Raw genomic sequence first — 25,392 nt, 5'->3', positions numbered from 1 at the left:
GAAGGGCCCGGATTGGGCCCTGGGCGAAGCGTCCAGTATCCTGGCTCTTCGGTCACGCGTATGCCCGTGACCCGTGCTGCCCACGGTCGGCAGTTCACGAACCTTCCACGACGCAGAACGATCCGAAAGCAGGAAGAGCCCTGAGCACGCGCCTCGACCACCGCAACCCCCTCGTGTTCGACACACACGAGCTGGGGCGGCGTCCTGGTGCCCTGCAGCGGCTCTCGCGATCGGTCGAGGCCCCCGCGGCCATGGGCGTCGAAGGAGTGATCGGAGTGCCCGAGGGCGCCCCGATCGACATCGATCTCCGTCTTGAGTCGGTCATGGAAGGGGTGCTTGTCACAGGCACCGCCCGTGCGTCGGCCGAGGGGGAGTGCGTAAGGTGTCTGGAGCCCGTCGAGCTGGAGCTCGACGTGGACTTCCAGGAGATGTTCTCGTACCCCGAGTCCGACGACCGGGGCCGCTCCAAGGCGGCCGCGGACGACGAGGCCGAGGGCGAAGAGGACATGATCCCCCTCGAGGACGGCATGTTCGACCTCGAACCCGTGCTGCGTGATGCGGTGGTGCTCGCACTGCCGATGCAGCCGGTGTGCCGGGAGGACTGTGCGGGGCTGTGTTCCGAGTGCGGGACCAACCTGAACGAGAACCCGGACCACCACCACGACGCCGTCGACATCCGTTGGGCGGCACTGCAGGGACTCGCCGGTTCGCTGGGAACCGATGAGAAGGACAACATGAGCGGCAAAGCCTCTGACGGGGACGTCCGAAGCGCCGCCGAGAAGCAGGAGAAGTAGCCGTGGCTGTTCCGAAGCGGAAGATGTCGCGCAGCAACACGCGCCACCGCCGGTCGCAGTGGAAGGCTGCGGTCCCCACCCTGGTTTCGTGTGAGCGTTGCCAGGAGCCGAAGCTGCAGCACATCGCGTGCCCGAGCTGCGGCACCTACAACAAGCGCCAGGTCCTCTCGGTCTGATTGGGCTGGTGAGAGGCGCAATGTCTGAGTCCCGCAAGACGGACGACAAGACGGACCATGCCTCGTCCCACACGCTTCTGGAAGGGCGGCTCGGCTACAAGCTCGAGTCCGCCCTTCTGGTGCGTGCGCTGACCCACCGTTCGTACGCGTACGAGAACGGCGGTCTGCCCACCAACGAGCGTCTGGAGTTCCTCGGGGACTCCGTGCTCGGCCTGGTGGTCACGGACACGCTGTACCGCACCCACCCCGACCTGCCCGAGGGCCAGCTGGCCAAGCTGCGGGCCGCGGTGGTCAACTCTCGTGCGCTGGCGGACGTGGGCCGCGGACTCGAACTCGGCTCCTTCATCCGGCTCGGCCGGGGCGAAGAGGGCACGGGCGGCCGGGACAAGGCGTCCATCCTCGCCGACACCCTCGAAGCGGTGATCGGCGCGGTCTATCTCGACCAGGGCCTCGAAGCGGCGTCCGAGCTGGTGCACCGGCTCTTCGACCCGCTCATCGAGAAGTCCTCGAACCTCGGTGCCGGCCTGGACTGGAAGACCAGCCTCCAGGAGCTCACCGCGGCCGAGGGCCTGGGCGTTCCGGAGTACCTCGTCTCCGAGGAGGGCCCGGACCACGAGAAGACCTTCACCGCTGCCGCCCGCGTCGGTGGTGTCTCGTACGGCACCGGCACCGGCCGCAGCAAGAAAGAGGCGGAACAGCAGGCGGCGGAGTCCGCGTGGCGCGCGATCCGCGCGGCCGCGGACGAGCGCCTGGCGGCGGCGAAGGCCACGGCCGAGGCGGGAGCGGTCGCCGACCCCTCTCCTGCCGGGGACCGGGCCTCGGCCTGACCCTTCGTCCTGCTCGCTTTCCGAGCCTTCCGGGAACCCCGCCCCAGGGCGGGGTTCCCGTCTTTCGCGTGCTTTCCACGCGTGATCCGGACGGCAGTAGGGTGGTTCCGGCCGTCGAAGAAGTGATGAACGAGTCCGGAGGAGCACCGTGCCCGAGCTGCCCGAGGTCGAGGTCGTACGGCGCGGTCTGGAGCGCTGGATCGCCGGCCGGACCGTGTCCGAGGTCGAGGTCCTGCACCCCAGGGCCGTCCGCCGCCACTTGGCGGGCGGCGAGGACTTCGCGGCCCGGTTGAAGGGACAGCGGGTCGAGGGCGCGCGGCGGCGCGGCAAGTACCTCTGGCTGCCGCTGGCCGACACCGGCACGGCGGTCCTCGGGCACCTGGGCATGAGCGGCCAGCTGCTCGTCCAGCCGCACGACGCCCCCGACGAGAAGCACCTGCGGATCCGGGTCCGCTTCACGCCGTCCGACAGCGACTCCGTCACGGGGGCCGTCGGCACCGAACTCCGCTTCGTCGACCAGCGCACCTTCGGCGGACTCTCGCTCCACGACCAGAGCCCCGACGGGCTCCCGGACGTCATCGCGCACATCGCCCGCGACCCGCTGGACCCGGCGTTCGACGACGCCGCCTTCCAGAGCGCGCTGCGCCTGCGCCGTACGACGATCAAGCGGGCCCTCCTGGACCAGTCGCTGATCAGCGGCGTCGGCAACATCTACGCGGACGAGGCGCTCTGGCGCTCACGGCTGCACTACGACCGGCCGACCGCCACCCTGACCCGGCCGCGCTCGGCCGAACTCCTCGGGCACGTCCGGGACGTGATGAACGCGGCACTGGCCGTCGGCGGCACCAGCTTCGACAGCCTGTACGTGAACGTCAACGGCGAATCCGGCTACTTCGACCGCTCCCTCGACGCCTACGGCCGCGAGGACGAGCCCTGCCGCCGCTGCGGCACCCCGATGCGCCGCCGCCCCTGGATGAACCGCTCCAGCTACTTCTGCCCCCGCTGCCAGCGTCCGCCGCGCGTCGTCACGGTGTGATCCGGTCGCACGGACCCGGACACGGACCCGGAGCCGGGCCGGCGGTCGGGATCAGTAGCCGAAGTCCTGGGTCCACCAGGGCCCGCCGTCGCCGAAGTACACGCCGACGCCCATCGTCTTGAAGTCGCAGTTCAGGATGTTGGCGCGGTGGCCGTCGCTGTTCATCCAGGACTCCATCACGGCCGCCGCGTCCACCTGGCCGCGGGCTATGTTCTCGCCGGCCAGGGTCGGGACGCCCGCCTTCTGGGCGCGCGCCCACGGGGTGTCCCCGTCGGGGTCCGTGTGGTCGAAGAAGCCGCGGGCGGCCATGTCCGCGCTGAACGCGCCCGCCAGCGACGCGAGCCGCGCGTCGGCGGTCACCGGGGTGCAGCCCACCGTGGCGCGCTCGGCGTTGACCAGACGGAGGACCTCCGCCTCGGCGGCGTCGCTCCGGCTCGCGGTGGGGGCCGGAGCGGCCTTCCGGGTCGGGGCCTGGGTGGTCGGGTCGGGCTTCGGGGCGGGCGCCTCGGTGGTGGGGGCGGCCGAGGTCTTCGGGGCGGCCGTCCGCACGGGCTTCGGGGCCGCGGTCTTCGTGACCTTCGGCTTGGAGGACGGAGACGGGGACGGGGACGGGGTCGACGTCGGCTCGGCCTTGGGCTTCGGCTTCGCGCTCGGGGAGGCGGTGGTCCCGGAGGGCTTCGGGGTCGCCGTCTTCGTGACCTTCGGCTTCGTACCGGGCTTCGCCGACGAGGAGGCCGGCTTTTCGCCGCCGGTCCCCGTGCGCGTGGCCGCCGGGGTCTCCGTCGCCCCGCCCTGCGTGGTCAGCTGCGGGGCCTGCCGGGACGGCGCCCGGTGCTCGACCGTGTCGGTGCTGCCGACCGTGAGGGTGTCCCCGCCGGGCAGGAGGCCCGAGGCGACCGCGACCGCGCCGACCGCGACCGCCGCGGAGGCGCCGAGCAGACCGGTGCGCACAGTCCGCCTGCGGCGGTCACCCCGGTGCCGGCGGTCCGCGCCGGCCGCGTAGTCTTCTGCGGCGGGTGCGGCGCCGGAGCGACGGTGGCGTCCCATGGCTCTGCCCTCCTGCTGGTCTTTCCTGCTGACCTTTGCTGATCTTTGCGGTCGGCACCGTTGCGGTCCGGCCGTCGAACGGCACGCGCCCGAACGGGTGAGACACGTTCGTCGGGACTGTACGCGAGAGGGAAGCGGGGGGCGATGTGCTCTCCGCGCGGCATGCCCGTTAGCGTGCAGCCATGAGCGACGACGTACGGATGACCGCCTGGGTGCGCGGCCGGGTACAGGGAGTGGGCTTCCGCTGGTTCACCAGGGCAAACGCCCTGGAGATCGGCGGCCTGGTGGGCTTCGCCCTCAACCTCGACGACGGCCGGGTCCAGGTCGTGGCCGAGGGGCCGCGTGAGAATTGCCACCGTCTGCTCGACTGGCTCCACTCCGACGACACACCCGGACGCGTGGACGGAGTCACCGAGATCTGGGACACCCCGCGCGGCGGCTACGACGGATTCGCCATCCGCTGACGATCACTCTCCGACACCCTCTCCGGTGACCGGGAGGGGCGCCGTGCGAACGCGCCGTGACGGGCGTGTGAAGGGGAAAGCGCCTGGTGGTTGCCAAGAAGCGCCCGCCGTGGAAGGCTGCGCGGTGAGATCGAGCGCGACGCCCCGAGGCGCCGGGTCGAGAGGCGCCGCCGCCCCCTGAGCGGCCGCCGACTCCCCGGTCGTCCCCGTGAAGGGGGCGTGATCGTGTTGACCGTCAAACTTTTTGGTGAGACTCTGGAAGCCCCGCGCACCTTAGCTGTTGGGCAGTGGAACCGGCACAACACGTCACTGTCGAACACCGCGGGTGCGAATCCCTCACGACCCACACCGCTTCGGTCGGTCACTCATTGTGGAGGACCATCCATCATGGCAAAGGCGCTTCTCGGTTACGTCGGCGGCTCCGACCCGCGACTCCTCGCCGAGATGCGACGGCTCCAGCAGCGCGTCCAGGACCTCGAATCCGAGCTGGTACGGATCCAGTCCGAGAACGACGCGCTCGCCGCTGCCGCCGCTCAGCACCAGGGAGAGTCGCTGCTGGACAGCATCGACCTCGACGTACCCCAGGCGGAGCCTGCGCTCACCTGACAACCCAGCCCCGAGGGGCCAGGTGGGAAACACACAGGCCGGCACGGCCGGCCGCCACACAGCCGCATATGGAGCTCGACGCATGTCGGCTGAACACGCAAGGGGCGCTTCGGCGTCCCTTCTTGCTTTCACCCGTCGTTTCCCCGCGGTCCCCCTTCCTCGCCGAGGATCTGCCCCGCACGTTCGCGGGTGAAACGCGCGGGCCCCGGTAGAGTCCCCGACGTGCACCTCAAGGCCTTGACGCTCCGCGGATTCAAGTCGTTCGCCTCGGCCACCACGCTGAGGTTCGAACCGGGAATCACCTGTGTCGTGGGTCCCAACGGATCGGGCAAGTCCAACGTCGTGGACGCCCTCTCGTGGGTCATGGGCGAACAGGGCGCCAAGTCGCTGCGCGGCGGCAAGATGGAGGACGTCATCTTCGCCGGCACGACCGGGCGCCCCCCGCTCGGCCGCGCCGAGGTCTCGCTGACCATCGACAACTCCGACGGCGCCCTGCCCATCGACTACGCCGAGGTCACCCTCACCCGGATCATGTTCCGCGGCGGCAGCAGCGAGTACCAGATCAACGGCGACACCTGCCGCCTGCTCGACTTCCAGGACCTGCTCTCCGACTCCGGCATCGGACGCGAGATGCACGTCATCGTCGGACAGGGACAGCTCGACTCCGTGCTGCACGCCGACCCGATGGGCCGCCGCGCCTTCATCGAGGAGGCCGCCGGCGTCCTCAAGCACCGCAAGCGGAAAGAGAAGGCGCTGCGGAAGCTCGACGCGATGCAGGCCAACCTCGCGCGCGTGCAGGACCTCACCGACGAACTGCGCCGGCAGCTCAAGCCGCTGGGCCGGCAGGCCGCCGTCGCCCGCCGGGCCGTCGTCATCCAGGCCGACCTGCGCGACGCGCGCCTGCGCCTCCTCGCCGACGACCTCGTCCACCTCGGGGCGGCGCTCACCGCCGAGGTCGCCGACGAGGCGGCCCTCCTCGCGCGCAAGGAGGCCACCGAGACCGAGCTGCGCGCCGCCCTCGCGCGGGAGGCCGCCCTGGAGGCGGAGGCCCGCGCGCTCGTGCCCCGCCTGGAGCGCGCCCAGCAGACCTGGTACGACCTCTCCCAGCTCGCCGAACGCGTCCGGGGCACCGTCTCCCTGGCCGACGCGCGCGTGAAGAGCGCCACCACCGCGCCCCCCGAGGAGCGGCGTGGCCGCGACCCCGAGGACCTGGAGCGGGAGGCGGCCCGCGTCCGCGAGCAGGAGGCCGAGCTCGAAGCGGCCCTGGAGGCGGCCGAACGCGCCCTGGAGGACGCCGTCGCCCACCGCGCCGAGCTGGAGCGGACCCTGGCGGACGAGGAGCGGCGCCTCAAGGACGCCGCCCGCGCCCTCGCCGACCGGCGCGAGGGCCTCGCCCGCCTCCACGGCCGGGTCGACGCGGCCCGCTCGCGCGCCGCCGCCGCCCGGGACGAGATCGACCGGCTCGCCGCCGCCCGGGACGGGGCGGCCGAGCGGGCCGCCGCCGCCCAGGAGGAGTACGAGCAGCTCAGGGCCGAGGTCGACGGCCTCGACGCGGAGGACACCGAGCACGCCGAACGGCACGAGGCCGCCCGCCGCGAACTCGCCGACGCCGAGGCCGCCCTGGGCGCCGCCCGCGAAGCCCTCGACACCGCCGAGCGCCGCCGCGCCGCGACCCGCGCCCGCCACGACACCCTCGCCCTCGGACTGCGCCGCAAGGACGGCACGGGCGCCCTGCTCGCCGCCGGGCTCACCGGACTCCTCGGCCCGGCGGCCGACCTCCTCACCGTCACCCCCGGGTACGAGGTCCCCGTCGCCGCCGCCCTCGGCGCGGCCGCCGACGCGGTCGCCGCCGGGCCCTCCGCCGCCGCCGAGGCCCTCCGCCTGCTGCGCAAGCAGGACGCGGGCCGGGCCTCCCTGCTCCTCACCGGGGCCCGGGACCCGGCCCCGGAGCCGGTGGGCCCCGCGCCCGGGGGACGCCCGTACGCCGCCGACCTCGTCCGGGGGCCCGCCGACCTCATGGGCGCCGTCCGCCGCCTGCTCGACGGCGTCGTCGTCGTGGACGACCTGGACGAGGCCGAGGAGCTGGTCAGGACCCGGCCCACGCTGACCGCCGTCACCACCGAGGGCGACGTGCTCGGCGCGCACTTCGCGCACGGCGGCTCCGCCGGCGCCCCCAGCCTCCTCGAAGTCCAGGCCTCCGTGACCGAGGCCGCCGCCGAACTCGACGAACTGGGCGCGCGGTGCGAGGCGCTGGCGGCCGCGCGGGAGGAGGCCGGCGAGCGGCGCCGTACCGCCGCCGCGCTCGTCGAGGAGCTCGACGCCCGCCGCCGTACCGCCGAGCGCGAGAAGTCCGCCGTCGCCCAGCGGCTCGGCCGGCTCGCCGGGCAGGCCAGGGGAGCGGCGGGGGAGGCGGAGCGCGCCGCCGGGGCCGCCGCCCGCGCCCAGGAGGCCCTGGAGAAGGCCGCCGCGGAGGCCGAGGAGCTGGCCGAACGGCTCCTGGTGGCCGAGGAGGCCGCCGGGGAGGACGGGGACGAGGAGCCCGACACCTCCGTGCGTGACCGGCTCGCGGCCGACGGCTCCGGGGCGCGCCGGACCGAGATGGAGGCGCGGCTCCAGGTCCGTACCCACGAGGAGCGGGTCAGGGGGCTCGCCGGACGCGCCGACTCCCTCGACCGGGCCGCCCGCGCCGAACGGGAGGCACGCGCGCGTGCCGAGCGGCGCCGGGCCCGGCTCCGCCACGAGGCAGAGGTCGCCGGCGCGGTCGCCGCCGGGGCCCGGACGCTCCTGGCCCACGTCGAGGTCTCGCTGTCCCGCGCCGAACGGGAGCGGGCGGTCGCCGAGGCGGCCAGGGCCGACCGTGAGCGGGGCCTCGCGGCGGCCCGGTCCCGGGGCCGGGACCTCAAGGACGAGCTGGACAAGCTGACCGACTCCGTCCACCGGGGGGAGGTCCTCGGCGCCGAGAAGCGGCTGCGGATCGAGCAGCTGGAGACGAAGGCCCTGGAGGAGTTCGGCGTCGGGGCGGCCGCCCTGGTCGCCGAGTACGGCCCCGACCAGCCCGTCCCCCCGCCGCCCGCGGCCGAGGGGGAGGAGGGCGCCGGGACCGTAGAAGCCCGGCCGTTCGTCCGTTCGGAGCAGGAGAAGCGGCTGAAGGCCGCCGAACGGGCCCACCACCAGCTCGGCAAGGTGAATCCGCTGGCCCTGGAGGAGTTCGCGGCCCTGGAGGAGCGGCACAAGTTCCTCTCGGAGCAGCTGGAGGACCTCAGGAAGACCAGGACCGACCTGCTTCAGGTCGTGAAGGAGGTCGACCTGCGCGTCGAGCAGGTCTTCACCGAGGCGTACCGGGACACGGCCCGCGAGTTCGAGGGCGTCTTCGCGCGCCTGTTCCCGGGCGGCGAGGGCCGTCTCGTCCTCACCGATCCGGACGACATGCTCACCACCGGCGTCGAGGTGGAGGCACGCCCGCCGGGCAAGAAGGTCAAGCGCCTCTCGCTGCTCTCCGGCGGCGAGCGCTCGCTGACGGCCGTGGCGCTGCTCGTCTCCATCTTCAAGGCCAGGCCCAGCCCGTTCTACGTGATGGACGAGGTCGAGGCGGCGCTCGACGACACCAACCTCCAGCGGCTGATCCGGATCATGCAGGAACTCCAGGAGTCCTCGCAGCTGATCGTGATCACGCACCAGAAGCGGACGATGGAGGTCGCGGACGCGCTGTACGGCGTTTCCATGCAGGGCGACGGGGTATCCAAGGTCATCAGCCAAAGGCTGCGTTAGCGGCTCCGCTCGAGCTCGCATTCAACAATTGAACGCGTGAGGCACCACCTTGTTCTCCATCCACCTGGAGGGCGGGTATTGACTTCGAAACTTGAAGGCATAGTCTCTGCAACGTTGCTTTTACCTTCAAGTGGTGGGCGGCGTGAAGTTGTGCGCCACTGGAAGGGTTCGCCCCCATGCCCCGACAACGCTGCCGGAGCCACCAGGAGTCCATGTGACCAGCACTGAGCAGGCGCCCCCGCCGCCGCCCTCCGAAGGCCGCGCCGCCCACCCTGACCACCTCGGTCACGTCATCTTCATCACGGCCTCCGCCGCGATGGGCGGTTTCCTCTTCGGTTACGACAGCTCCGTCATCAACGGCGCCGTCGAGGCGATCCGCCACCGGTACGACATCGGTTCCGGCACCCTCGCCCAGGTCATCGCCATCGCGCTGATCGGCTGCGCCATCGGCGCCGCCACCGCGGGCCGGATCGCCGACCGCATCGGCCGCATCCGCTGCATGCAGATCGCCGCCGTCCTCTTCACCATCAGCGCGATCGGCTCGGCCCTGCCCTTCGCCCTCTGGGACCTCGCCTTCTGGCGGATCATCGGCGGCTTCGCCATCGGCATGGCCTCCGTCATCGGCCCCGCCTACATCGCCGAGGTCGCCCCCGCCGCCTACCGCGGCCGGCTCGGCTCCTTCCAGCAGGCCGCCATCGTCATCGGCATCGCCATCTCCCAGCTGGTCAACTACGGCATCCTCCAGCTCGCCGACGGCGACCAGCGCGGCAAGATCGGCGGCCTGGAGGCCTGGCAGTGGATGCTCGGCGTCATGGTCGTCCCCGCCCTCCTCTACGGCCTGCTCTCCTTCGCGATCCCCGAGTCCCCCCGCTTCCTGATCTCCGTCGGCAGGATCGACAAGGCCAAGGAGGTCCTCTCCGAGGTCGAGGGCAAGGACGTGAACCTGGACCACCGGGTGAACGAGATCCAGCAGGCCATGCGCCGCGAGCACAAGTCCACCTTCCGGGACCTGTTCGTCTCCGGCAGCCGCTTCAACCTGCTGCCCATCGTCTGGGTCGGCATCGGACTCTCGGTCTTCCAGCAGCTCGTCGGCATCAACGTCGCGTTCTACTACTCCGCGACCCTCTGGCAGTCCGTCGGCATCGACCCGTCCAGCTCGTTCCTCTACTCGTTCACCACGTCGATCATCAACATCATCGGCACCGTGATCGCGATGGTCCTGGTCGACCGGGTCGGCCGCAAGCCGCTCGCCCTCGTCGGCTCCGCCGGCATGGCGATCGCCCTCGCCTTCGAGGCCTGGGCCTTCTCCGCCGACCTCGTCGACGGCAAGCTGCCCAACACCCAGGGCGTCGTCGCCCTCGTCGCCGCCCACGTCTTCGTGCTCTTCTTCGCCCTCTCGTGGGGCGTGGTGGTCTGGGTCTTCCTCGGCGAGATGTTCCCCAACCGGATCCGCGCCGCCGCCCTCGGCGTCGCCGCCTCCGCCCAGTGGATCGCCAACTGGGCCATCACCGCCAGCTTCCCGTCCCTCGCGGACTGGAACCTCTCCGGCACCTACATCATCTACACCGTCTTCGCCGTGCTCTCGATCCCCTTCGTGCTCCGGTACGTCAAGGAGACCAAGGGCAAGGCGCTGGAGGAGATGGGCTAGGGGCCCCTCCCCCCTCACGGAGGACCGCCCCGGTCCGGGAGTGACGGCCTCGCTCCCGGACCGGGGCGGTCCTCGTGCGCGGCACCGCCGAACGGCGGACCGGCCCGGCGTGCGGGGGCGTGCCCCACGGGGAGTACGGGGGGCGCGGGCGGGGTGACGCCATACTGGACCCGTTATGGAACTCATCCTTGCTGTAGTCATCGCTCTGGTCGTCGCGGTCGCCGTGACGAGTGGGCTCGTGGTCAGCGGCCGCAAGAAGAAGCAGCTGCCGCCCGCCGAGCCGCCGTCCGCCCCGCCGACCATCACCGCTCCGCCCGCCGAGCCGCGCGTCGGCGAGGAGGCGGAGACACCGCGGGAAGAACCACGCCGGACGGTCGAGGAGGTCGAGCTCCCCACGGCCGAGGAGGCCACGGGGACGCCGACCGCCGTCGAGGACCCGGTCGTCGCCGAGCCCCCGGCCCCCGTGATCGAGGTCCCCGAGCCCACCGCCGGCCGTCTCGTACGGCTCCGGGCCCGCCTCGCCCGCTCCCAGAACTCGCTCGGCAAGGGGCTGCTCACGCTCCTGTCCCGCGAGCACCTCGACGAGGACACCTGGGAGGAGATCGAGGAGACCCTCCTCACCGCCGACGTCGGCGTCGCCCCCACCCAGGAGCTCGTCGAGCGGCTGCGCGAGCGCGTGCGGGTGCTCGGCACCCGCACCCCCGAGGAGCTGCGCGGCCTGCTCCGCGAGGAGCTGATCACCCTCCTCGGCCCCGACCTCGACCGCACGGTCAAGACGGAGAGCCCCGCCGACGTCCCCGGCGTCGTCATGGTCGTCGGCGTCAACGGCACCGGCAAGACCACCACCACCGGCAAGCTGGCCCGCGTCCTCGTCGCCGACGGCAAGTCCGTCGTCCTCGGCGCCGCCGACACCTTCCGCGCCGCCGCCGCCGACCAGCTCCAGACCTGGGGCGAGCGCGTAGGCGCCCGCACCGTCCGCGGCCCGGAGGGCGGCGACCCGGCGTCGATCGCCTTCGACGCGGTCAAGGAGGGCATCGCGGAGGGCGCCGACGTCGTCCTCATCGACACCGCCGGCCGCCTCCACACCAAGACCGGCCTCATGGACGAGCTCGGCAAGGTCAAGCGCGTCGTCGAGAAGCACGGCCCGCTCGACGAGATCCTCCTCGTCCTCGACGCCACCACTGGCCAGAACGGTCTGATCCAGGCCCGCGTCTTCGCCGAGGTCGTCGACATCACCGGCATCGTCCTGACCAAGCTCGACGGCACCGCCAAGGGCGGCATCGTCGTCGCCGTCCAGCGCGAGCTGGGTGTCCCGGTCAAGCTGATCGGCCTGGGCGAGGGCCCGGACGACCTGGCCCCCTTCGAGCCGGGCGCCTTCGTCGACGCCCTGATCGGCGACTGACCGCGCGTGCACGCGCACGCGTGAAGGGCCCCGCCGGGAATCGGCGGGGCCCTTCACACGTACGGCCGTCAGTAGTGCGTGCGGTGGCAGATGTACGCCAGGGTGCCGAGCAGCAGCCGCGCCTGCGGCGGCGCGCCCGCCGTGTCCAGGGTCGGGGGCCGCAGCCAGCGCACCGGACCGAGACCGCCCAGGTCCGACGGGGGAGCGGTGACGTACGAGCCGGGGCCCAGGCCGTGCAGGTCGAGATCGGCGTCGTCCCAGCCCATCCGGTACAGCAGGTGCGGCAGTTCGGCCGCCGCCCCCGGCGCCACGAAGAACCGCGCCCGGCCGGTCGGGGTCGCGCACACCGGGCCGAGCGGAAGGCCCATGCGCTCCAGCCGGACCAGGGCCCGCCGACCCGCCGCCTCCGCCACCTCGATCACGTCGAAGGCCCGGCCCACCGGGAGCAGCAGCGCCGCGCCCGGGTACTCCGACCACGCCCCGGTCGCGTCGTCGAGCCCGGCGCCCGCCGGGACCGGTTCCGCGAAGGAGAGCGGATGCGCCCCGGGAGCCGCGCACACCGCGTCCCCGCAGGAGCACTGACCGGAGACCGCCCGCGCGCCGGGGACCACGTCCCAGCCCCACAGCCCCGTGTACTCCGCCACCGCTGTGCACTCCGTGGCGCGTACGCGGCGGCGTGCGCCGGACCGCATCTCACGAATGCCGCCGATCGTGAAACCCATGTCCCCTCCAACGGGTCGAGCGCGCCGGTGGTTACGACCGGGAGTGCCTTCATCACTCGCCGTCACGCTCCGTGGCCGCGAGCGGCGCACGGTCGTGCGGGGGGTGGTGCGGGCCGCGACACGCGCCTCTCCGCGCATCCGTCCGTCGACTCCGGTTCGTCGCATGTCAAGTGAAGCGCGTTCCGCGGGTGAGGGGTTCATTCGAAGGGGTGGCGAATGGTGGCGTTTCTTGAATCCCCCTCGTAGAGGGGTGATCGTAGGATTACTTTCGGTACGCGAACCACGGGGCGCACTGCACGCGTGGGTATGCCGGTGGCAACCCGGTTTCCAGTTCGAAGGAGTGCGAACGCCGGACGGATGCCGAGAGACACGGCATTCTGATAAGGGTTCGCACGACAGGCAATCAGGTGGATGGGGGCGTTCCAGTGGGCGGCAACGGCGCAGACGGTACGACTGCCGGCAAGCGCCCGAACGAGCAACTGGGCTCGTGGTTCGTGCGCAGCGGCTGGTCCAAGGGCGAACTGGCGCGCCAGGTGAACCGCAGGGCACGCCAGATGGGCGCGCACCACATCTCCACCGACACCTCGCGCGTGCGCCGCTGGCTCGACGGCGAGCAGCCCCGCGAGCCCATCCCGCGGATCCTCTCCGAGCTCTTCTCCGAGCGCTTCGGATCCGTCGTCGCCGTCGAGGACCTCGGCCTGCGCGCCGCCCACCAGTCGCCCTCCGTCTCCGGGGTCGACCTCCCCTGGGCCGGTCCCCAGACCGTCGCCCTGCTCAGCGAGTTCTCCCGCAGCGACCTCATGCTCGCCCGCCGGGGCTTCCTCGGCTCCTCCCTCTCCCTCGCCGCGGGCCCCGCCCTCGTCGAACCGATGCAGCGCTGGCTCGTCCCCTCCCCGGCCGGCGACGCCGAGCGAGCCGCCCCCCCGGCCGACGCCCGCCGCCCGCACCGGCTCTCCGAGACCGAGCTCAACCTCCTGGAGTCCACCACCGCGATGTTCCGCACGTGGGACGCCCAGTGCGGCGGCGGACTGCGCCGCAAGGCCGTCGTCGGACAGCTCCACGAGGTCACCGACCTCCTCCAGGAGGCCCAGCCCCTCGACGTCTCCAAGCGCCTCTTCACCTGCGCCGCCGAACTCGCCGAACTCGCCGGCTGGATGAGCTACGACGTGGGCCTCCAGCCCACCGCCCAGAAGTACTTCGTACTCGCCCTGCACGCGGCCAAGGAGGCCGGGGACAAGCCCCTCGGCTCGTACATCCTGTCGTCCATGAGCCGCCAGATGATCCACCTCGGCCGGCCCGACGACGCCCTCGAACTCATCCACCTCGCCCAGTACGGCAGCCGCGACTGCGCCACCGCCCGCACCCAGGCCATGCTGTATGCGATGGAGGCCCGTGCCTACGCCAACATGGGCCAGCCCTCCAAGTGCAAGCGGGCCGTCCGGATGGCCGAGGACACCTTCGCCGACGCCGGACTCGACGGCGAGCCCGAGCCCGACTGGATCAGGTTCTTCTCCGAGGCCGAGCTCAACGGCGAGAACTCCCACTCCTACCGCGACCTCGCCTACGTCGCCGGACGCTCCCCGACGTACGCCTCGCTCGCCGAGCCCCTCATGGAGCGGGCCGTCGAACTGTTCGAGAAGGACAGCGACCACCAGCGGTCGTACGCCCTCAACCTGATCGGCCTGGCCACCGTCCACCTCCTCAAGCGCGAGCCCGAGCAGTCCGTCGTCCTCGCCGAGAAGGCCCTCGGCGTCGCCCGCAGCATCCGCTCCGAGCGGGTCAACACCCGGCTCCGCAAGACCGTCGACCACGCCGCCCGCGGCTTCGGCGACGTCGCCGAGGTCGTCCGGCTCACCGACCGGCTCGCCCAGCTCCTCCCCGAGGCCGCCGAAGCGGTCTGACCCCTCCCGCCCGGGCCCCCGAGGGCCCGCCAGGACCCCGGCCGCGCCGGACGTCCCGTACTGCCCGACTCGGCTCCCCCGCCGCAAGGACACACGGACGCCGGCGCGGCCGGTTCGCGTCCCCCGGCCCGTACCGGCCCGCCCGCCCGGTGCCGTACGGGCGGAGAGTACGCCGTTACCCGCCCGTGACCCACGTGTTCACGGTCACGTAACACGCCCCACCCCTTCGTCACGGCTCCGAAACATCGAGCGGCACCGCCGGAAACCGCGCTGCGCGAATCTCTGGCCCATAACCGGCCATCCCTCACGGCCGGCCGCTCTCCGGCCCCGCCCCGCACAGGCCGCACCGACGACGAGGAGACGCCGATGGCAGCAGCCATCACGACCCTGGCCGCAGACGCCCCCGCGCTGTCCGCCGCCAACACCGGGTTCATGCTCATCTGCTCCGCCCTGGTCATGCTGATGACCCCGGGACTCGCCTTCTTCTACGGAGGCATGGTCCGCGTCAAGTCCACCCTCAACATGCTGATGATGAGCTTCGTCAGCCTCGGGATCGTCACGATCCTGTGGGTGCTCTACGGCTTCAGCGTCGCCTTCGGCACCGACGTCGGCTCGATCGTCGGCTGGTCCTCCGACTACGTCGGCCTCAGCGGCATCGGGATCACCGAACTGTGGGACGGCTACACCATCCCCGTCTACGTCTTCGCCGTCTTCCAGCTGATGTTCGCGATCATCACCCCCGCCCTCATCAGCGGCGCCCTCGCCGACCGCGTCAAGTTCACCGCCTGGGTCCTCTTCATCACCCTCTGGGTCACGGTCGTGTACTTCCCGGTCGCCCACTGGGTCTGGGGCTCCGGCGGCTGGCTCTTCGAGATGGGCGTCATCGACTTCGCCGGCGGCACGGCCGTCCACATCAACGCCGGCGCCGCCGCCCTCGGCGTCATCCTCGTCATCGGCAAGCGCGTCGGCTTCAAGAAGGACCCGATGCGCCCGCACAGCCTCCCGCTGGTCATGCTCGGCGCCGCGCTCCTCTGGTTCGGCTGGTTCGGCTTCAACGCCGGCTCCTGGCTCGGCAACGACGACGGCGTCGGCGCCGTGATGTTCGTCAACACCCAGGTCGCCACCGCCGCCGCCATGCTCGCCTGGCTCGCGTACGAGAAGATCCGTCACGGCTCCTTCACGACCCTCGGCGCCGCCTCCGGCGCGGTCGCCGGCCTCGTCGCCATCACCCCCGCCGGCGGCTCCGTCAGCCCCCTCGGCGCCATCGCCGTCGGCGCGATCGCCGGCCTCCTGTGCGCCATGGCCGTCGGCCTCAAGTACCGCTTCGGGTACGACGACTCCCTCGACGTCGTCGGCGTCCACCTCGTCGGCGGTGTCGTCGGCTCCCTCCTCGTCGGCTTCTTCGCCACCGGCGGCGTCCAGTCCGACGCCAAGGGCCTCCTCTACGGCGGCGGCCTCGAACAGCTCGGCAAGCAGGCGGTCGGCGTCTTCGCGGTCCTCGCCTACTCTCTGATCGCCTCCGCGATCCTCGCCCTGGTCGTCGACAGGACCATCGGGATGCGGGTCGCCGAGGACGACGAGGTCTCCGGCATCGACCAGGTCGAGCACGCCGAGACCGCGTACGACTTCAGCGGCGCCGGCGGCGGCACCTCCTCCCGCACCACCGCCGCCGCCCCCGCCCCGGCCGTCACGCAGAACAAGAAGGTGGACGCATGAAGCTCATCACCGCGGTCGTGAAGCCGCACCGGCTCGACGAGATCAAGGAGGCCCTCCAGGCGTTCGGCGTCCACGGCCTCACCGTCACCGAGGCCAGCGGTTACGGCCGCCAGCGCGGCCACACCGAGGTCTACCGGGGCGCCGAGTACACCGTCGACCTGGTCCCCAAGATCCGCATCGAGGTCCTCGTCGAGGACGAGGACGCCGAACAGCTCGTCGACGTCGTCGTCAAGGCCGCCCGAACCGGCAAGATCGGAGACGGCAAGGTGTGGAGCGTGCCGGTCGAGACCGCCGTACGGGTCCGCACCGGCGAGCGCGGTCCGGACGCACTGTAGGCAACACGTGAGGAGCCGCCGGGTGACGAGCCCCGAAGTCAGTAAGCAGAACGAAGACGCGGGACCCGGCGGTTACGCGGCGGCCCGGCTGCTCCTCCTCCACGAGAAGGAGCGGTCCGGGCCGCCGCGCCGTACCGCACTGGCCCGCCTCACCGACGACTGGCTGGCCGGCCTCTTCGCCGCCGCCGCCCCGCCCCGCGGCACCGCCCTCGTCGCCGTCGGCGGCTACGGCCGCTCCGAACTCTCCCCCCGCAGCGACCTCGACCTCCTCCTGCTCCACGACGGCACCGCCGACAGGGCCGCGATCGCCGCCCTCGCCGACCGGATCTGGTACCCCGTCTGGGACCTCGGCCTCGCCCTCGACCACTCCGTCCGCACCCCCGCCGAGGCCCGTGCCACCGCCGCCGAGGACCTCAAGGTCCACCTCGGCCTCCTCGACGCCCGGCCGCTGGCCGGAGACGCCGGACTCGTCGCCGCCCTGCGCACCACCGTCCTCGCCGACTGGCGCAACCAGGCGCCCAAGCGCCTCCCCGAACTCGACGAACTCTGCCGCGAGCGCGCCGAACGCATGGGCGAGCTCCAGTTCCTCCTCGAACCCGACCTCAAGGAGGCCCGCGGCGGACTGCGCGACGCCCAGGCCCTGCGCGCCGTCGCCGCCTCCTGGCTCGCCGACGCCCCCCGCGAAGGACTCGACCGCGCCCGCCGCCGCCTCCTCGACACCCGCGACGCCCTCCACCTGGCCACCGGCCGCGCCACCGACCGGCTCGCCCTCCAGGAGCAGGACGCCGTCGCCGCCGAACTCGGCCTCCTCGATGCCGACACCCTGCTCCGCGAGGTGTACGAGGCCGCCCGGACCATCTCGTACGCCACCGACGTCACCTGGCGCGAGGTCAACCGCGTCCTCAAGGCCCGCTCGGCCCGCCCCCGGCTCCGGTCCCTCCTGGGCGGCCGGTCCGGAGCCGGCCGCCCCAGCGGCAAGCCCCCGATCGAGCGGACCCCGCTCGCCGAGGGCGTGGTCGAGATGGACGGCGAGGCCGTCCTCGCCCGCACCGCCAAACCCGAGCGCGACCCCGTCCTGCCCCTGCGGGCCGCCGCCGCGGCCGCCCAGTCCGGCCTGCCGCTCTCCCCGCACGCCGTGCGCCGCCTCGCCGCCACCGCCAAACCCCTCCCGGTGCCCTGGCCCGCCGAGGCGCGCGAGGAACTCGTCACCCTCCTCGGCGCGGGCGAGGCCACCGTCCCCGTCTGGGAGGCCCTGGAGGCCGAGGGGATCGTCACCCGGCTGCTCCCCGACTGGGAACGCGTCCGCTGCCGCCCCCAGCGCAACCCCGTCCACACCTGGACCGTCGACCGCCACCTCGTCGAGACCGCCGTCCGCGCCGCCTCGCTCACCCGCCGCGTCGGCCGCCCCGACCTCCTCCTCGTCGCCGCCCTCCTCCACGACATCGGCAAGGGCTGGCCCGGCGACCACTCCGTCGCCGGCGAGACCATCGCCCGCGACCTCGCCGCCCGCGTCGGCTTCGACCGCACCGACACCGCCACCGTCGCCACCGTCGTCCGCCACCACCTGCTCCTCGTCGAGACCGCCACCCGGCGCGACCTCGACGACCCCGCCACCGTCCGGGCCGTCGCCACCGCCGTCGGCACCCTCGGCACCCTGGAGCTCCTGCACGCCCTCACCGAGGCCGACGCCCTCGCCACCGGCCCCGCCGCCTGGTCCTCCTGGCGCGCCTCGCTCGTCGCCGACCTGGTCAAACGGGTCGCGGGCGTCCTCGCGGGCGAACCCCTGCCCGACCCCGAGGCCGCCGCCCCCAGCGCCGAACAGGAACGCCTCGCCATCGAGGCCCTGCGCACCGGCGAACCCGTCCTCGCCCTCCACACCCGGGACGAGCACACGGCCGACGCCGACGAGCCCGCTCCCGAGCCCGTCGGCGTCGAACTCGTCATCGCCCTGCCCGACCGGCCCGGCGTCCTGCCCGCCGTCGCCGGCGTCCTCGCCCTGCACCGCCTCACCGTCCGCGCCGCCGACCTGCGGGCCGTCGACCTCCCCACCGGCCTCGGCTCCGGCTCCGTCCTCGTCCTCGACTGGCGCGTCGCCGCCGAGTACGGCTCCCTGCCCGAGGCCGCCCGACTCCGCGCCGACCTCGTCCGGGCCCTCGACGGCTCCCTCGACATCCCGGCCCGCCTCGCCGAGCGCGAGGCGGCCTACCCCCGGCGCCGGGGCCTCACCGCCCCGCCGCCCCGGGTCACCGTCGCCGCCGCCGACTCCCGCCTCGCCACCGTCATCGAGGTCCGCGCCCAGGACGCCCCCGGCCTCCTCCACCGCATCGGCCGCGCCCTGGAAGGAGCGGCGGTCCGGGTCAGGAGCGCGCACGTCTCCACCCTGGGCGCCAACGCCGTCGACACCCTGTACGTGACCCGGCCGGACGGCTCCCTGCTGCCGCCGGAGGAGGCGGTGGACCTGGCGAGGACGCTGGAGGCGGCGCTGGGGTGACCCGGGGACGCGCCCCCGCTCGCCGGTTCCCGGTGGGCGGGGACGTTTTCTTCGCGGGGCCGGATACCCTGGAGGGCGATTCTCCGCCCCCGACCTCAAGGACCGACGAGCGCCGTGTTCGATACTCTCTCCGACCGCCTGAGCGCGACCTTCAAGAACCTCCGGGGCAAGGGTCGCCTTTCCGAGCAGGACATCGACAGCGCGGCCCGGGAGATCCGTATCGCCCTCCTCGAGGCCGACGTCGCCCTGCCGGTCGTGCGCGAGTTCATCCGGAACGTCAAGGAGCGGTCCCTCGGGGCCGAGGTCTCCAAGGCTCTGAACCCGAGCCAGCAGGTCATCAAGATCGTCAACGACGAGCTGGTCTCCATCCTGGGCGGCGAGACCCGCCGCCTGCGGTTCGCCAAGTCCGGTCCGACCGTGATCATGCTCGCGGGTCTCCAGGGCGCCGGCAAGACCACCCTCGCCGGAAAGCTCGGCCTCTGGCTCAAGGGCCAGGGCCACTCCCCGCTGCTCGTCGCCTGCGACCTCCAGCGCCCCAACGCCGTCAACCAGCTCTCCGTCGTCGCCGACCGCGCGGGCGTGGCCTTCTACGGCCCCCAGCCGGGCAACGGCGTCGGCGACCCGGTCCAGGTCGCCAAGGACTCCATCGAGCACGCGCGCACCAAGCTCTACGACGTCGTCATCGTCGACACCGCCGGCCGCCTCGGCATCGACCAGGAGCTGATGCAGCAGGCCGCGGACATCCGCGACGCCGTCTCGCCCGACGAGATCCTCTTCGTCGTCGACGCCATGATCGGCCAGGACGCGGTCAACACCGCCGAGGCCTTCCGCGACGGCGTCGGCTTCGACGGCGTCGTGCTCTCCAAGCTCGACGGCGACGCCCGCGGCGGTGCCGCGCTCTCCATCGCGCACGTCACCGGCAAGCAGATCATGTTCGCCTCCAACGGCGAGAAGCTGGACGACTTCGACGCGTTCCACCCGGACCGCATGGCGTCCCGCATCCTCGGCATGGGCGACATGCTCTCCCTCATCGAGAAGGCCCAGCAGACCTTCGACGAGGAAGAGGCCGCCAAGATGGCCTCGAAGCTCGCGTCGAAGAAGGGCCAGGAGTTCACGCTCGACGACTTCCTGGCCCAGATGGAGCAGGTCCGCAAGATGGGCAGCATCTCGAAGCTGCTCGGCATGCTCCCCGGCATGGCCCAGATGAAGGACCAGATCAACAACATCGACGAGAAGGACGTCGACCGCACGGCCGCCATCATCAAGTCGATGACCCCGGCCGAGCGCCAGGACCCGACCATCATCAACGGCTCCCGCCGCGCCCGTATCGCCAAGGGCTCCGGCGTCGAGGTCAGCGCGGTCAAGGGTCTGGTCGAGCGGTTCTTCGAGGCCCGCAAGATGATGTCCCGCATGGCCCAGGGCGGCGGCCTGCCGGGCATGCCCGGCATCCCCGGCATGGGCGGCGGCCCCGGCCGGCAGAAGAAGCAGGTCAAGCAGGCCAAGGGCAAGCGCAAGAGCGGCAACCCGATGAAGCGGAAGGCCGAGGAGCAGGCCGCCGCCGAGCGCCGCGAGCAGGCGCAGCAGGGCGGCGCCTTCGGTCTGCCCGGGGCGGGCCAGACCCCGAAGGACTTCGAGCTGCCGGACGAGTTCAAGAAGTTCATGGGCTGACCGAGGCGTGAGGAGAGGGGCCCGGGGCGGTACGGAACCGCCCCGGGCCCCTTCCCGTCCCCCTCACTCCTCCGCGCCGCCCGCGATGCCCGGTTCCTCCCGCTCTCCGATACTGGGGCCACTGCCGCCCCGAGGAGAGTCACGTGGCCGACCCCGCACCCCCGCGCGACCGGACCGACCAGCCCTGGCGCTCGGAAGGGGCACCGCCGCCCCCGTCGCCGAAGAAGCGGATGCCGGGCGGCTGGGGCGGACTGATCCTCACCGCGCTCGTCGTGTACCTGATCGCCAACATCGTCCTGTCGTTCTTCAACGACGGCGACGGCCCGACGATCTCGTACACCGAGTTCGACAAGCAGGTCGCCGCCGGGAACGTCACCAAGATCTACTCCAAGGGCGACGCGATCCAGGGGCAGCTGAAGGACAAGCGGCCCGTCCCCGACGGCAAGGGCGACTACACCAAGTTCACCACCCAGCGGCCCGCCTTCGCCGACGACGACCTGTGGACGCAGCTGACCGAGCAGAACGTCGTCGTCACCGCCGAGCCGGTCGTCCAGGAGCGCAGCTTCCTGGCCAATCTGCTCCTCTCGCTCGCCCCGATGCTGCTGCTCGTCCTGCTCTGGGTGTTCATCGCCCGCCGGATGAGCGCGGGCATGGGCGGCGCCGGCGGCATGCTGGGCCGCAAGCAGCCGCCCAAGCCGGTGGAGCTGGAGACCGGGAAGCGCACCACCTTCGCCGACGTCGCCGGCATCGACGAGGTCGAGGGCGAGCTCAACGACGTCGTCGACTTCCTCAAGAACCCCGACGCCTACCGGGCGATGGGCGCCAAGATGCCCCGCGGCGTGCTCCTCGCCGGACCGCCCGGCACCGGCAAGACGCTCCTCGCGCGGGCCGTCGCGGGAGAGGCCGGGGTGCCGTTCTTCTCGGCCTCCGCCTCCGGGTTCATCGAGATGATCGTGGGCGTGGGCGCCTCCCGGGTGCGGGAGCTGTTCTCCGAGGCCCGCAAGGTCGCCCCGGCGATCGTCTTCATCGACGAGATCGACACCATCGGCCGGGCCCGGGGCGGCGGCTCCGGGATGGGCGGCCACGACGAGCGCGAGCAGACCCTCAACCAGATCCTCACCGAGATGGACGGTTTCACCGGCTCCGAGGGGGTCGTCGTCCTCGCCGCCACCAACCGCGCCGACGTCCTCGACCCCGCCCTCACCCGGCCCGGCCGCTTCGACCGGATCGTCCACGTCAACCCGCCGGACCGGGGCGGCCGCGCGGCCATCCTGCGGATCCACACCCGGGAGATCCCGCTCGCCGGGGACGTCGACCTGGAGCAGGTGGCCCGCACGACCCCCGGCATGACCGGCGCCGAGCTCGCCAACCTCGCCAACGAGGCCGCGCTCCTGGCGGTCAAGCGCGAGCAGAAGGCCGTCACGCAGTCGGATCTGTCCGACGCCCTGGAGAAGGTCCAGCTCGGCGCGGAACGGCCCCTGGTGATGCCGGAGGAGGAGCGGCGGCGGACCGCGTACCACGAGAGCGGCCACGCCCTGCTCGGCATGCTCCAGCCCGGCGCCGACCCGGTCCGGAAGATCACCATCGTGCCGCGCGGCCGGGCCCTGGGCGTCACCCTGTCGACCCCCGACGCCGACAAGTACGCCTACACCGAGGAGTACCTGCGCGGGCGGATCGTCGGCGCCCTCGGCGGGATGGCGGCCGAGCAGGTCGTCTTCGGCGTGATCACCACCGGCGCCGAGAGCGACCTGGAGCAGGTCACCACCATCGCCCGGGGCATGGCGGGCCGGTGGGGGATGAGCGAGCGCGTCGGCCGCCTCACCGCCATCCCGAGCGACGCCCAGCAGGCGTACGGCCTGTCGGCGGCCCCCGCGACCCTCGACACCGTCGACCGGGAGATGCGGCGGATCGTCGACGAGTGCTACGAGGTGGCGCTGCGGCGGCTCGACGACCACCGCGACAAGCTGGACGCCCTGGCCGAGGCGCTCCTGGAGAACGAGACCCTGGAGGAGGACGCGGCCTACCGCGCGGCGGGCGTCGCCCGCCCGGCCCCGGGCCCCGAGCCGGGCGTGGGCCCGAACCCGGAGCGGCCGGGGGCGTGAGAGAGGGCGCTCTCAGGGCGTGCGGGTGATCACGTACCGGAAGACGTTCGGCATCCACACCGTCCCGTCCGGGCGGACGTACGGGGCGAGCGCCTCCTCGATCTCCTTCTCGACCTGCGAGGGGTCGGTGGCCCGGACCGCCTCGTCGAAGGCGCCCGTCGAGAGGAGCCCCCGCACCGCGCTGGCCTCGTCCGCGTACCCGAAGGGGCAGGCCACCCGGCCCGAACCGGCCGTCCGCAGCCCCGCCGCGGCCGCGAGCGCGTCCAGGTCGGGCCCGGGGCCCGCCACCGGGCGGCGGTCGGCGAGCCGGGCCGCGACCCGGAGGACCGGTTCCGTGGCGCACCGCTCCGGGGGCCCCCAGCCGGCGAGGACGACGGTCGTGCCCGGTTGAGCCGTACGGGTGACCGTCACGAGCTCCGGGAGGAGGCCGTCCGTCGCGTGGAAGGCGGTGACCACGTCGTACGGCGCGCACTCCGGCGGCTCCTCGGTGACGGCCACGTCCTCCGGGAGCCGCTCCCTGGCCAGCTCCACGCGCGCGTGGTCCCGGTCCGCGCCGGCCACCCGGGCGCCCCGCGCGGCCGCCATGAGGAGGGCCAGGCCCGAGCCGCAGCCCAGGCCGAGAACCCGGGAGCCGCCGCCCACGCCGACGCGGTCGTACACCGCCTCGTAGAGGGGGACGAGCATCCGTTCCTGGATCTCGGCCCAGTCGCGCGCGGGGTGGTGCGGGACGAGCGTAGGTGTCATGGATAAGCGCCCCAATCAGTGCTCGGACGACAGCCCCCCGTAGTCAGGGAACTCCCCTTCCGGTGCCGCGTCCAGTGGTCGGGGCGGACCGATTCGTCCGGGGGAGGGGCGGTGTGCGCCCGCGCGCGCCGACCCGGTAGTGTCCCCGCGACGCTTCGCGCCCGTTCCGGGCCCCCGGACGGAGGGGGCACGCGCTCGGGTCCTTCGGAGCCGGGGGCGTACACGGCCCGACCGCGCGCCGGGGCGTATGCGCCGCTACGTACGGGCTTGAGGCCTCCCGCGCGGCTTCTCCGCAGATCGACGCACTGGCCCTCGTCGGGACGCATCAACGGCAACTGACTGGTACGTGCAAAATATTTGGGATGCCCCGGAATGGAACCCGAGGGCGTTCCGGCTCGTTGTACCCGACGTGAGCACGACACCACCTGTTCTCGCCGCAGAGCTGGCACAGGCGTGGGCCGACATTCAGCGGCACCACCCCGAGCTGCCCGACCTTGCCGCGCCCGAATCCCTCATCGGAGAGTCCTCGTCCGCCTGCGGCGCCGAACTCTCCTTCGAACGACTCCTCCACGAGGCAGTCCACGGCATCGCCGCCGCCAGAGGCGTCCGGGACACCTCGCGCGCCGGCCGCTACCACAACCGCCGCTTCCTCGCGATCGCCGAGGAGATGGGCCTCGACCATCCCGAGGAGCCGCACGCCAGCAGCGGCTTCTCCCTGGTCACGCTCAACGCGGAGGCCAGGCGGCGCTACCGGCCCACCATCGAACGGCTCCAGCGCGCCCTCAAGGCCCACACGGTCGCCACGGCCGCCGACACCAAGCGCTCCTTCCGCGGACCGGCCGCCCGGCACGGTTCCTCGGGCGGCGGCGTGCGGGTCAAGGCCGTCTGCGACTGCGGGCGCAACGTGCGCGTGGTCCCGTCGGTCCTGGCTCAGGCCCCGATCGTCTGTGGCGGCTGCGGCAAACCCTTCCGCATCCCGGAGACGGTGGGCGCAGCCAACTGACCGCGCGGCGTGTGGCACAATGGCTAGCTGTACTCGACAGTCGCACAGGACCCCTCTCTCCTCCGGCTGACGCGTCCATCGGGCATCCGAGTACCGCAACCCCACGTGGCATCTCAAGTGCCCAACCACGTCATAGACCAGGAGACACCACTCCAGTGGCAGTCAAGATCAAGCTCAAGCGTCTCGGCAAGATCCGCCAGCCGCACTACCGCATCGTCGTCGCCGACTCCCGCACCCGCCGTGACGGTCGCGCGATCGAGGAGATCGGCCTCTACCACCCGACGTACAACCCGTCGCGCATCGAGGTCGACTCCGAGCGTGCGCAGTACTGGCTGTCCGTCGGCGCCCAGCCGACCGAGCCGGTCCTCGCCATCCTGAAGCTCACCGGTGACTGGCAGAAGGCCAAGGGCCTCCCGGCCCCCGAGAAGGCCCTGCTCGTTCCGGCGACCAAGGAGGCGAAGCGCGCCTCGTTCGACGAGTTCGCGAAGACCCTCGAGGGTGGCGACGACAAGGGTGAGGCCATCACCCCGAAGGCCAAGAAGGCCGACAAGAAGGCTGACGAGGCCGAGGCCGCGTCCACCGAGTCGACCGAGGCCTGATCATGCTCGAGGAGGCTCTCGAGCACCTCGTGAAGGGCATCGTCGACAACCCCGACGAGGTGCAGGTCGCCTCGCGCAACCTGCGCCGGGGCCGCGTGCTGGAGGTCCGGGTCCACCCCGAGGACCTCGGCAAGGTGATCGGCCGCAACGGCCGCACCGCGCGTGCGCTGCGCACCGTCGTGGGGGCCATCGGCGGCCGTGGGATCCGGGTCGACCTCGTCGACGTGGACCAGGTTCGCTGAGAAGGCCGGCAGCATCACCTTGAGTTGTGCCGGCACGGGCCGGGGAGGGCTTACGAGCCCGCCCCGGCCCGTTGTCGTACGAGCTGTGTGACAGGAGAGAG

General features: G+C 72.6%; 21 protein-coding genes. 18 read left to right on the top strand and 3 right to left on the bottom strand.

The annotated features are described in order from the left end of the window. The first annotated feature begins 140 nt into the window (after positions 1-140). The 4 genes from ACFY7E_RS29470 to mutM all read left to right on the top strand — a co-directional run bounded on the left by ACFY7E_RS29470 (position 141) and on the right by mutM (position 2,833). On the top strand, positions 141-794 hold the full coding sequence (locus ACFY7E_RS29470) for a DUF177 domain-containing protein (RefSeq protein WP_125662753.1): 654 nt from the start codon (positions 141-143) through the stop codon (positions 792-794). 2 nt (positions 795-796) lie between these two features. Continuing rightward, complete coding sequence (gene rpmF, locus ACFY7E_RS29465) at positions 797-970, top strand: 50S ribosomal protein L32 (protein WP_015036448.1); 174 nt, start codon at positions 797-799, stop codon at positions 968-970. 20 nt (positions 971-990) lie between these two features. Next, the gene (gene rnc, locus ACFY7E_RS29460; protein ID WP_389490123.1) at positions 991-1,797 is read left to right on the top strand and encodes a ribonuclease III; all 807 of its coding nucleotides are present in this window, start codon (positions 991-993) and stop codon (positions 1,795-1,797) included. A gap of 148 nt (positions 1,798-1,945) precedes the next feature. Further along, positions 1,946-2,833 (top strand): bifunctional DNA-formamidopyrimidine glycosylase/DNA-(apurinic or apyrimidinic site) lyase, encoded by an 888-nt coding sequence (gene mutM / locus ACFY7E_RS29455; RefSeq protein WP_389490121.1) that lies wholly within the window; start codon positions 1,946-1,948, stop codon positions 2,831-2,833. Positions 2,834-2,884: 51 nt separating this feature from the next. Here the strand turns inward: mutM and ACFY7E_RS29450 are convergent, their stop codons facing one another. After that, a complete protein-coding gene (locus ACFY7E_RS29450; protein ID WP_389490119.1) occupies positions 2,885-3,880 on the bottom strand; it encodes a CAP domain-containing protein in 996 nt (331 codons plus the stop codon). A 182-nt stretch (positions 3,881-4,062) separates the two neighbouring features. Here ACFY7E_RS29450 and ACFY7E_RS29445 point away from each other — a divergent pair, with 182 nt between their 5' ends. From ACFY7E_RS29445 to ftsY, 5 genes are all read left to right on the top strand, one after another. Next, a complete protein-coding gene (locus ACFY7E_RS29445; RefSeq protein ID WP_030690661.1) occupies positions 4,063-4,344 on the top strand; it encodes an acylphosphatase in 282 nt (93 codons plus the stop codon). Between the two features lie 387 nt (positions 4,345-4,731). Then, positions 4,732-4,950: a hypothetical protein gene (locus ACFY7E_RS29440; RefSeq protein ID WP_030220558.1), complete on the top strand. Its 219-nt coding sequence runs from the start codon at positions 4,732-4,734 to the stop codon at positions 4,948-4,950. 222 nt (positions 4,951-5,172) lie between these two features. Further along, positions 5,173-8,718, top strand: a complete 3,546-nt coding sequence (smc, locus tag ACFY7E_RS29435) for a chromosome segregation protein SMC (RefSeq protein ID WP_389490116.1) — start codon at positions 5,173-5,175, stop codon at positions 8,716-8,718. Between the two features lie 214 nt (positions 8,719-8,932). Beyond that, positions 8,933-10,366 carry a sugar porter family MFS transporter gene (locus ACFY7E_RS29430; protein ID WP_389490113.1) on the top strand — a complete coding sequence of 478 codons (1,434 nt, stop codon included), beginning with the start codon at positions 8,933-8,935 and terminating at the stop codon, positions 10,364-10,366. A 175-nt stretch (positions 10,367-10,541) separates the two neighbouring features. Next, positions 10,542-11,768, top strand: coding sequence for a signal recognition particle-docking protein FtsY (gene ftsY, locus ACFY7E_RS29425; RefSeq protein WP_383446129.1), 1,227 nt, complete (start codon positions 10,542-10,544; stop codon positions 11,766-11,768). 68 nt (positions 11,769-11,836) lie between these two features. Here ftsY and ACFY7E_RS29420 read toward each other — a convergent pair whose 3' ends face one another. Beyond that, a complete protein-coding gene (locus ACFY7E_RS29420) occupies positions 11,837-12,490 on the bottom strand; it encodes a bifunctional DNA primase/polymerase (protein WP_389490110.1) in 654 nt (217 codons plus the stop codon). A gap of 425 nt (positions 12,491-12,915) precedes the next feature. On the opposite strand from ACFY7E_RS29420, the gene ACFY7E_RS29415 reads away from it, so the two are divergent. From ACFY7E_RS29415 to ftsH, 6 genes are all read left to right on the top strand, one after another. Further along, entirely contained in the window at positions 12,916-14,391 is a 1,476-nt protein-coding gene (locus tag ACFY7E_RS29415) for a hypothetical protein (protein ID WP_389490107.1), read from the top strand. 366 nt (positions 14,392-14,757) lie between these two features. Continuing rightward, positions 14,758-16,107 (top strand): ammonium transporter, encoded by a 1,350-nt coding sequence (locus ACFY7E_RS29410; protein WP_389490104.1) that lies wholly within the window; start codon positions 14,758-14,760, stop codon positions 16,105-16,107. Then, a complete protein-coding gene (locus tag ACFY7E_RS29405) occupies positions 16,104-16,442 on the top strand; it encodes a P-II family nitrogen regulator (protein ID WP_053644524.1) in 339 nt (112 codons plus the stop codon). The genes ACFY7E_RS29410 and ACFY7E_RS29405 overlap by 4 nt, the downstream gene beginning before the upstream one ends. Positions 16,443-16,464: 22 nt before the next feature. Beyond that, positions 16,465-18,933, top strand: coding sequence for a [protein-PII] uridylyltransferase (locus ACFY7E_RS29400; protein ID WP_389490101.1), 2,469 nt, complete (start codon positions 16,465-16,467; stop codon positions 18,931-18,933). 114 nt (positions 18,934-19,047) lie between these two features. Beyond that, positions 19,048-20,601: a signal recognition particle protein gene (gene ffh / locus ACFY7E_RS29395; RefSeq protein WP_383446534.1), complete on the top strand. Its 1,554-nt coding sequence runs from the start codon at positions 19,048-19,050 to the stop codon at positions 20,599-20,601. 143 nt (positions 20,602-20,744) lie between these two features. Then, complete coding sequence (gene ftsH / locus ACFY7E_RS29390) at positions 20,745-22,703, top strand: ATP-dependent zinc metalloprotease FtsH (RefSeq protein WP_389490099.1); 1,959 nt, start codon at positions 20,745-20,747, stop codon at positions 22,701-22,703. Positions 22,704-22,715: 12 nt separating this feature from the next. On the opposite strand, the gene ACFY7E_RS29385 is transcribed toward ftsH, so the two are convergent. Beyond that, positions 22,716-23,447 carry a class I SAM-dependent methyltransferase gene (locus ACFY7E_RS29385; protein ID WP_389490097.1) on the bottom strand — a complete coding sequence of 244 codons (732 nt, stop codon included), beginning with the start codon at positions 23,445-23,447 and terminating at the stop codon, positions 22,716-22,718. A gap of 409 nt (positions 23,448-23,856) precedes the next feature. Between ACFY7E_RS29385 and ACFY7E_RS29380 the strand changes: the two genes are divergently transcribed. The 3 genes from ACFY7E_RS29380 (at position 23,857) to ACFY7E_RS29370 (ending at position 25,291) form a co-directional block, all read left to right on the top strand. Beyond that, entirely contained in the window at positions 23,857-24,450 is a 594-nt protein-coding gene (locus ACFY7E_RS29380; protein ID WP_030223094.1) for a hypothetical protein, read from the top strand. Between the two features lie 155 nt (positions 24,451-24,605). Further along, positions 24,606-25,049 carry a 30S ribosomal protein S16 gene (gene rpsP / locus ACFY7E_RS29375; protein ID WP_030690646.1) on the top strand — a complete coding sequence of 148 codons (444 nt, stop codon included), beginning with the start codon at positions 24,606-24,608 and terminating at the stop codon, positions 25,047-25,049. Positions 25,050-25,051: 2 nt separating this feature from the next. Then, entirely contained in the window at positions 25,052-25,291 is a 240-nt protein-coding gene (locus ACFY7E_RS29370) for an RNA-binding protein (protein ID WP_383447305.1), read from the top strand. Positions 25,292-25,392 lie beyond the last annotated feature (101 nt).

The sequence above is a fragment of the Streptomyces sp. NPDC012825 genome (assembly GCF_042900925.1).
Taxonomy (GTDB): domain Bacteria; phylum Actinomycetota; class Actinomycetes; order Streptomycetales; family Streptomycetaceae; genus Streptomyces.
Note: the sequence above shows the minus strand (reverse complement) of the source record. Positions and strands in the feature narration are given on the sequence as shown.

What these genes read in the sequence shown, in the direction of transcription:
- ACFY7E_RS29405 (WP_053644524.1), top strand. Translation starts at nt 16,104, where the DNA reads ATGAAGCTCATCACCGCGGTCGTGAAGCCGCACCGGCTCGACGAGATC.
- ACFY7E_RS29445 (WP_030690661.1), top strand. Translation starts at nt 4,063, where the DNA reads ATGAGCGACGACGTACGGATGACCGCCTGGGTGCGCGGCCGGGTACAG.
- ACFY7E_RS29385 (WP_389490097.1), bottom strand. Translation starts at nt 23,447, where the DNA reads ATGACACCTACGCTCGTCCCGCACCACCCCGCGCGCGACTGGGCCGAG.
- ACFY7E_RS29440 (WP_030220558.1), top strand. Translation starts at nt 4,732, where the DNA reads ATGGCAAAGGCGCTTCTCGGTTACGTCGGCGGCTCCGACCCGCGACTC.
- ACFY7E_RS29420 (WP_389490110.1), bottom strand. Translation starts at nt 12,490, where the DNA reads ATGGGTTTCACGATCGGCGGCATTCGTGAGATGCGGTCCGGCGCACGC.
- rnc (WP_389490123.1), top strand. Translation starts at nt 991, where the DNA reads ATGTCTGAGTCCCGCAAGACGGACGACAAGACGGACCATGCCTCGTCC.
- ACFY7E_RS29410 (WP_389490104.1), top strand. Translation starts at nt 14,758, where the DNA reads ATGGCAGCAGCCATCACGACCCTGGCCGCAGACGCCCCCGCGCTGTCC.
- ACFY7E_RS29450 (WP_389490119.1), bottom strand. Translation starts at nt 3,880, where the DNA reads ATGGGACGCCACCGTCGCTCCGGCGCCGCACCCGCCGCAGAAGACTAC.
- ftsY (WP_383446129.1), top strand. Translation starts at nt 10,542, where the DNA reads ATGGAACTCATCCTTGCTGTAGTCATCGCTCTGGTCGTCGCGGTCGCC.
- ACFY7E_RS29370 (WP_383447305.1), top strand. Translation starts at nt 25,052, where the DNA reads ATGCTCGAGGAGGCTCTCGAGCACCTCGTGAAGGGCATCGTCGACAAC.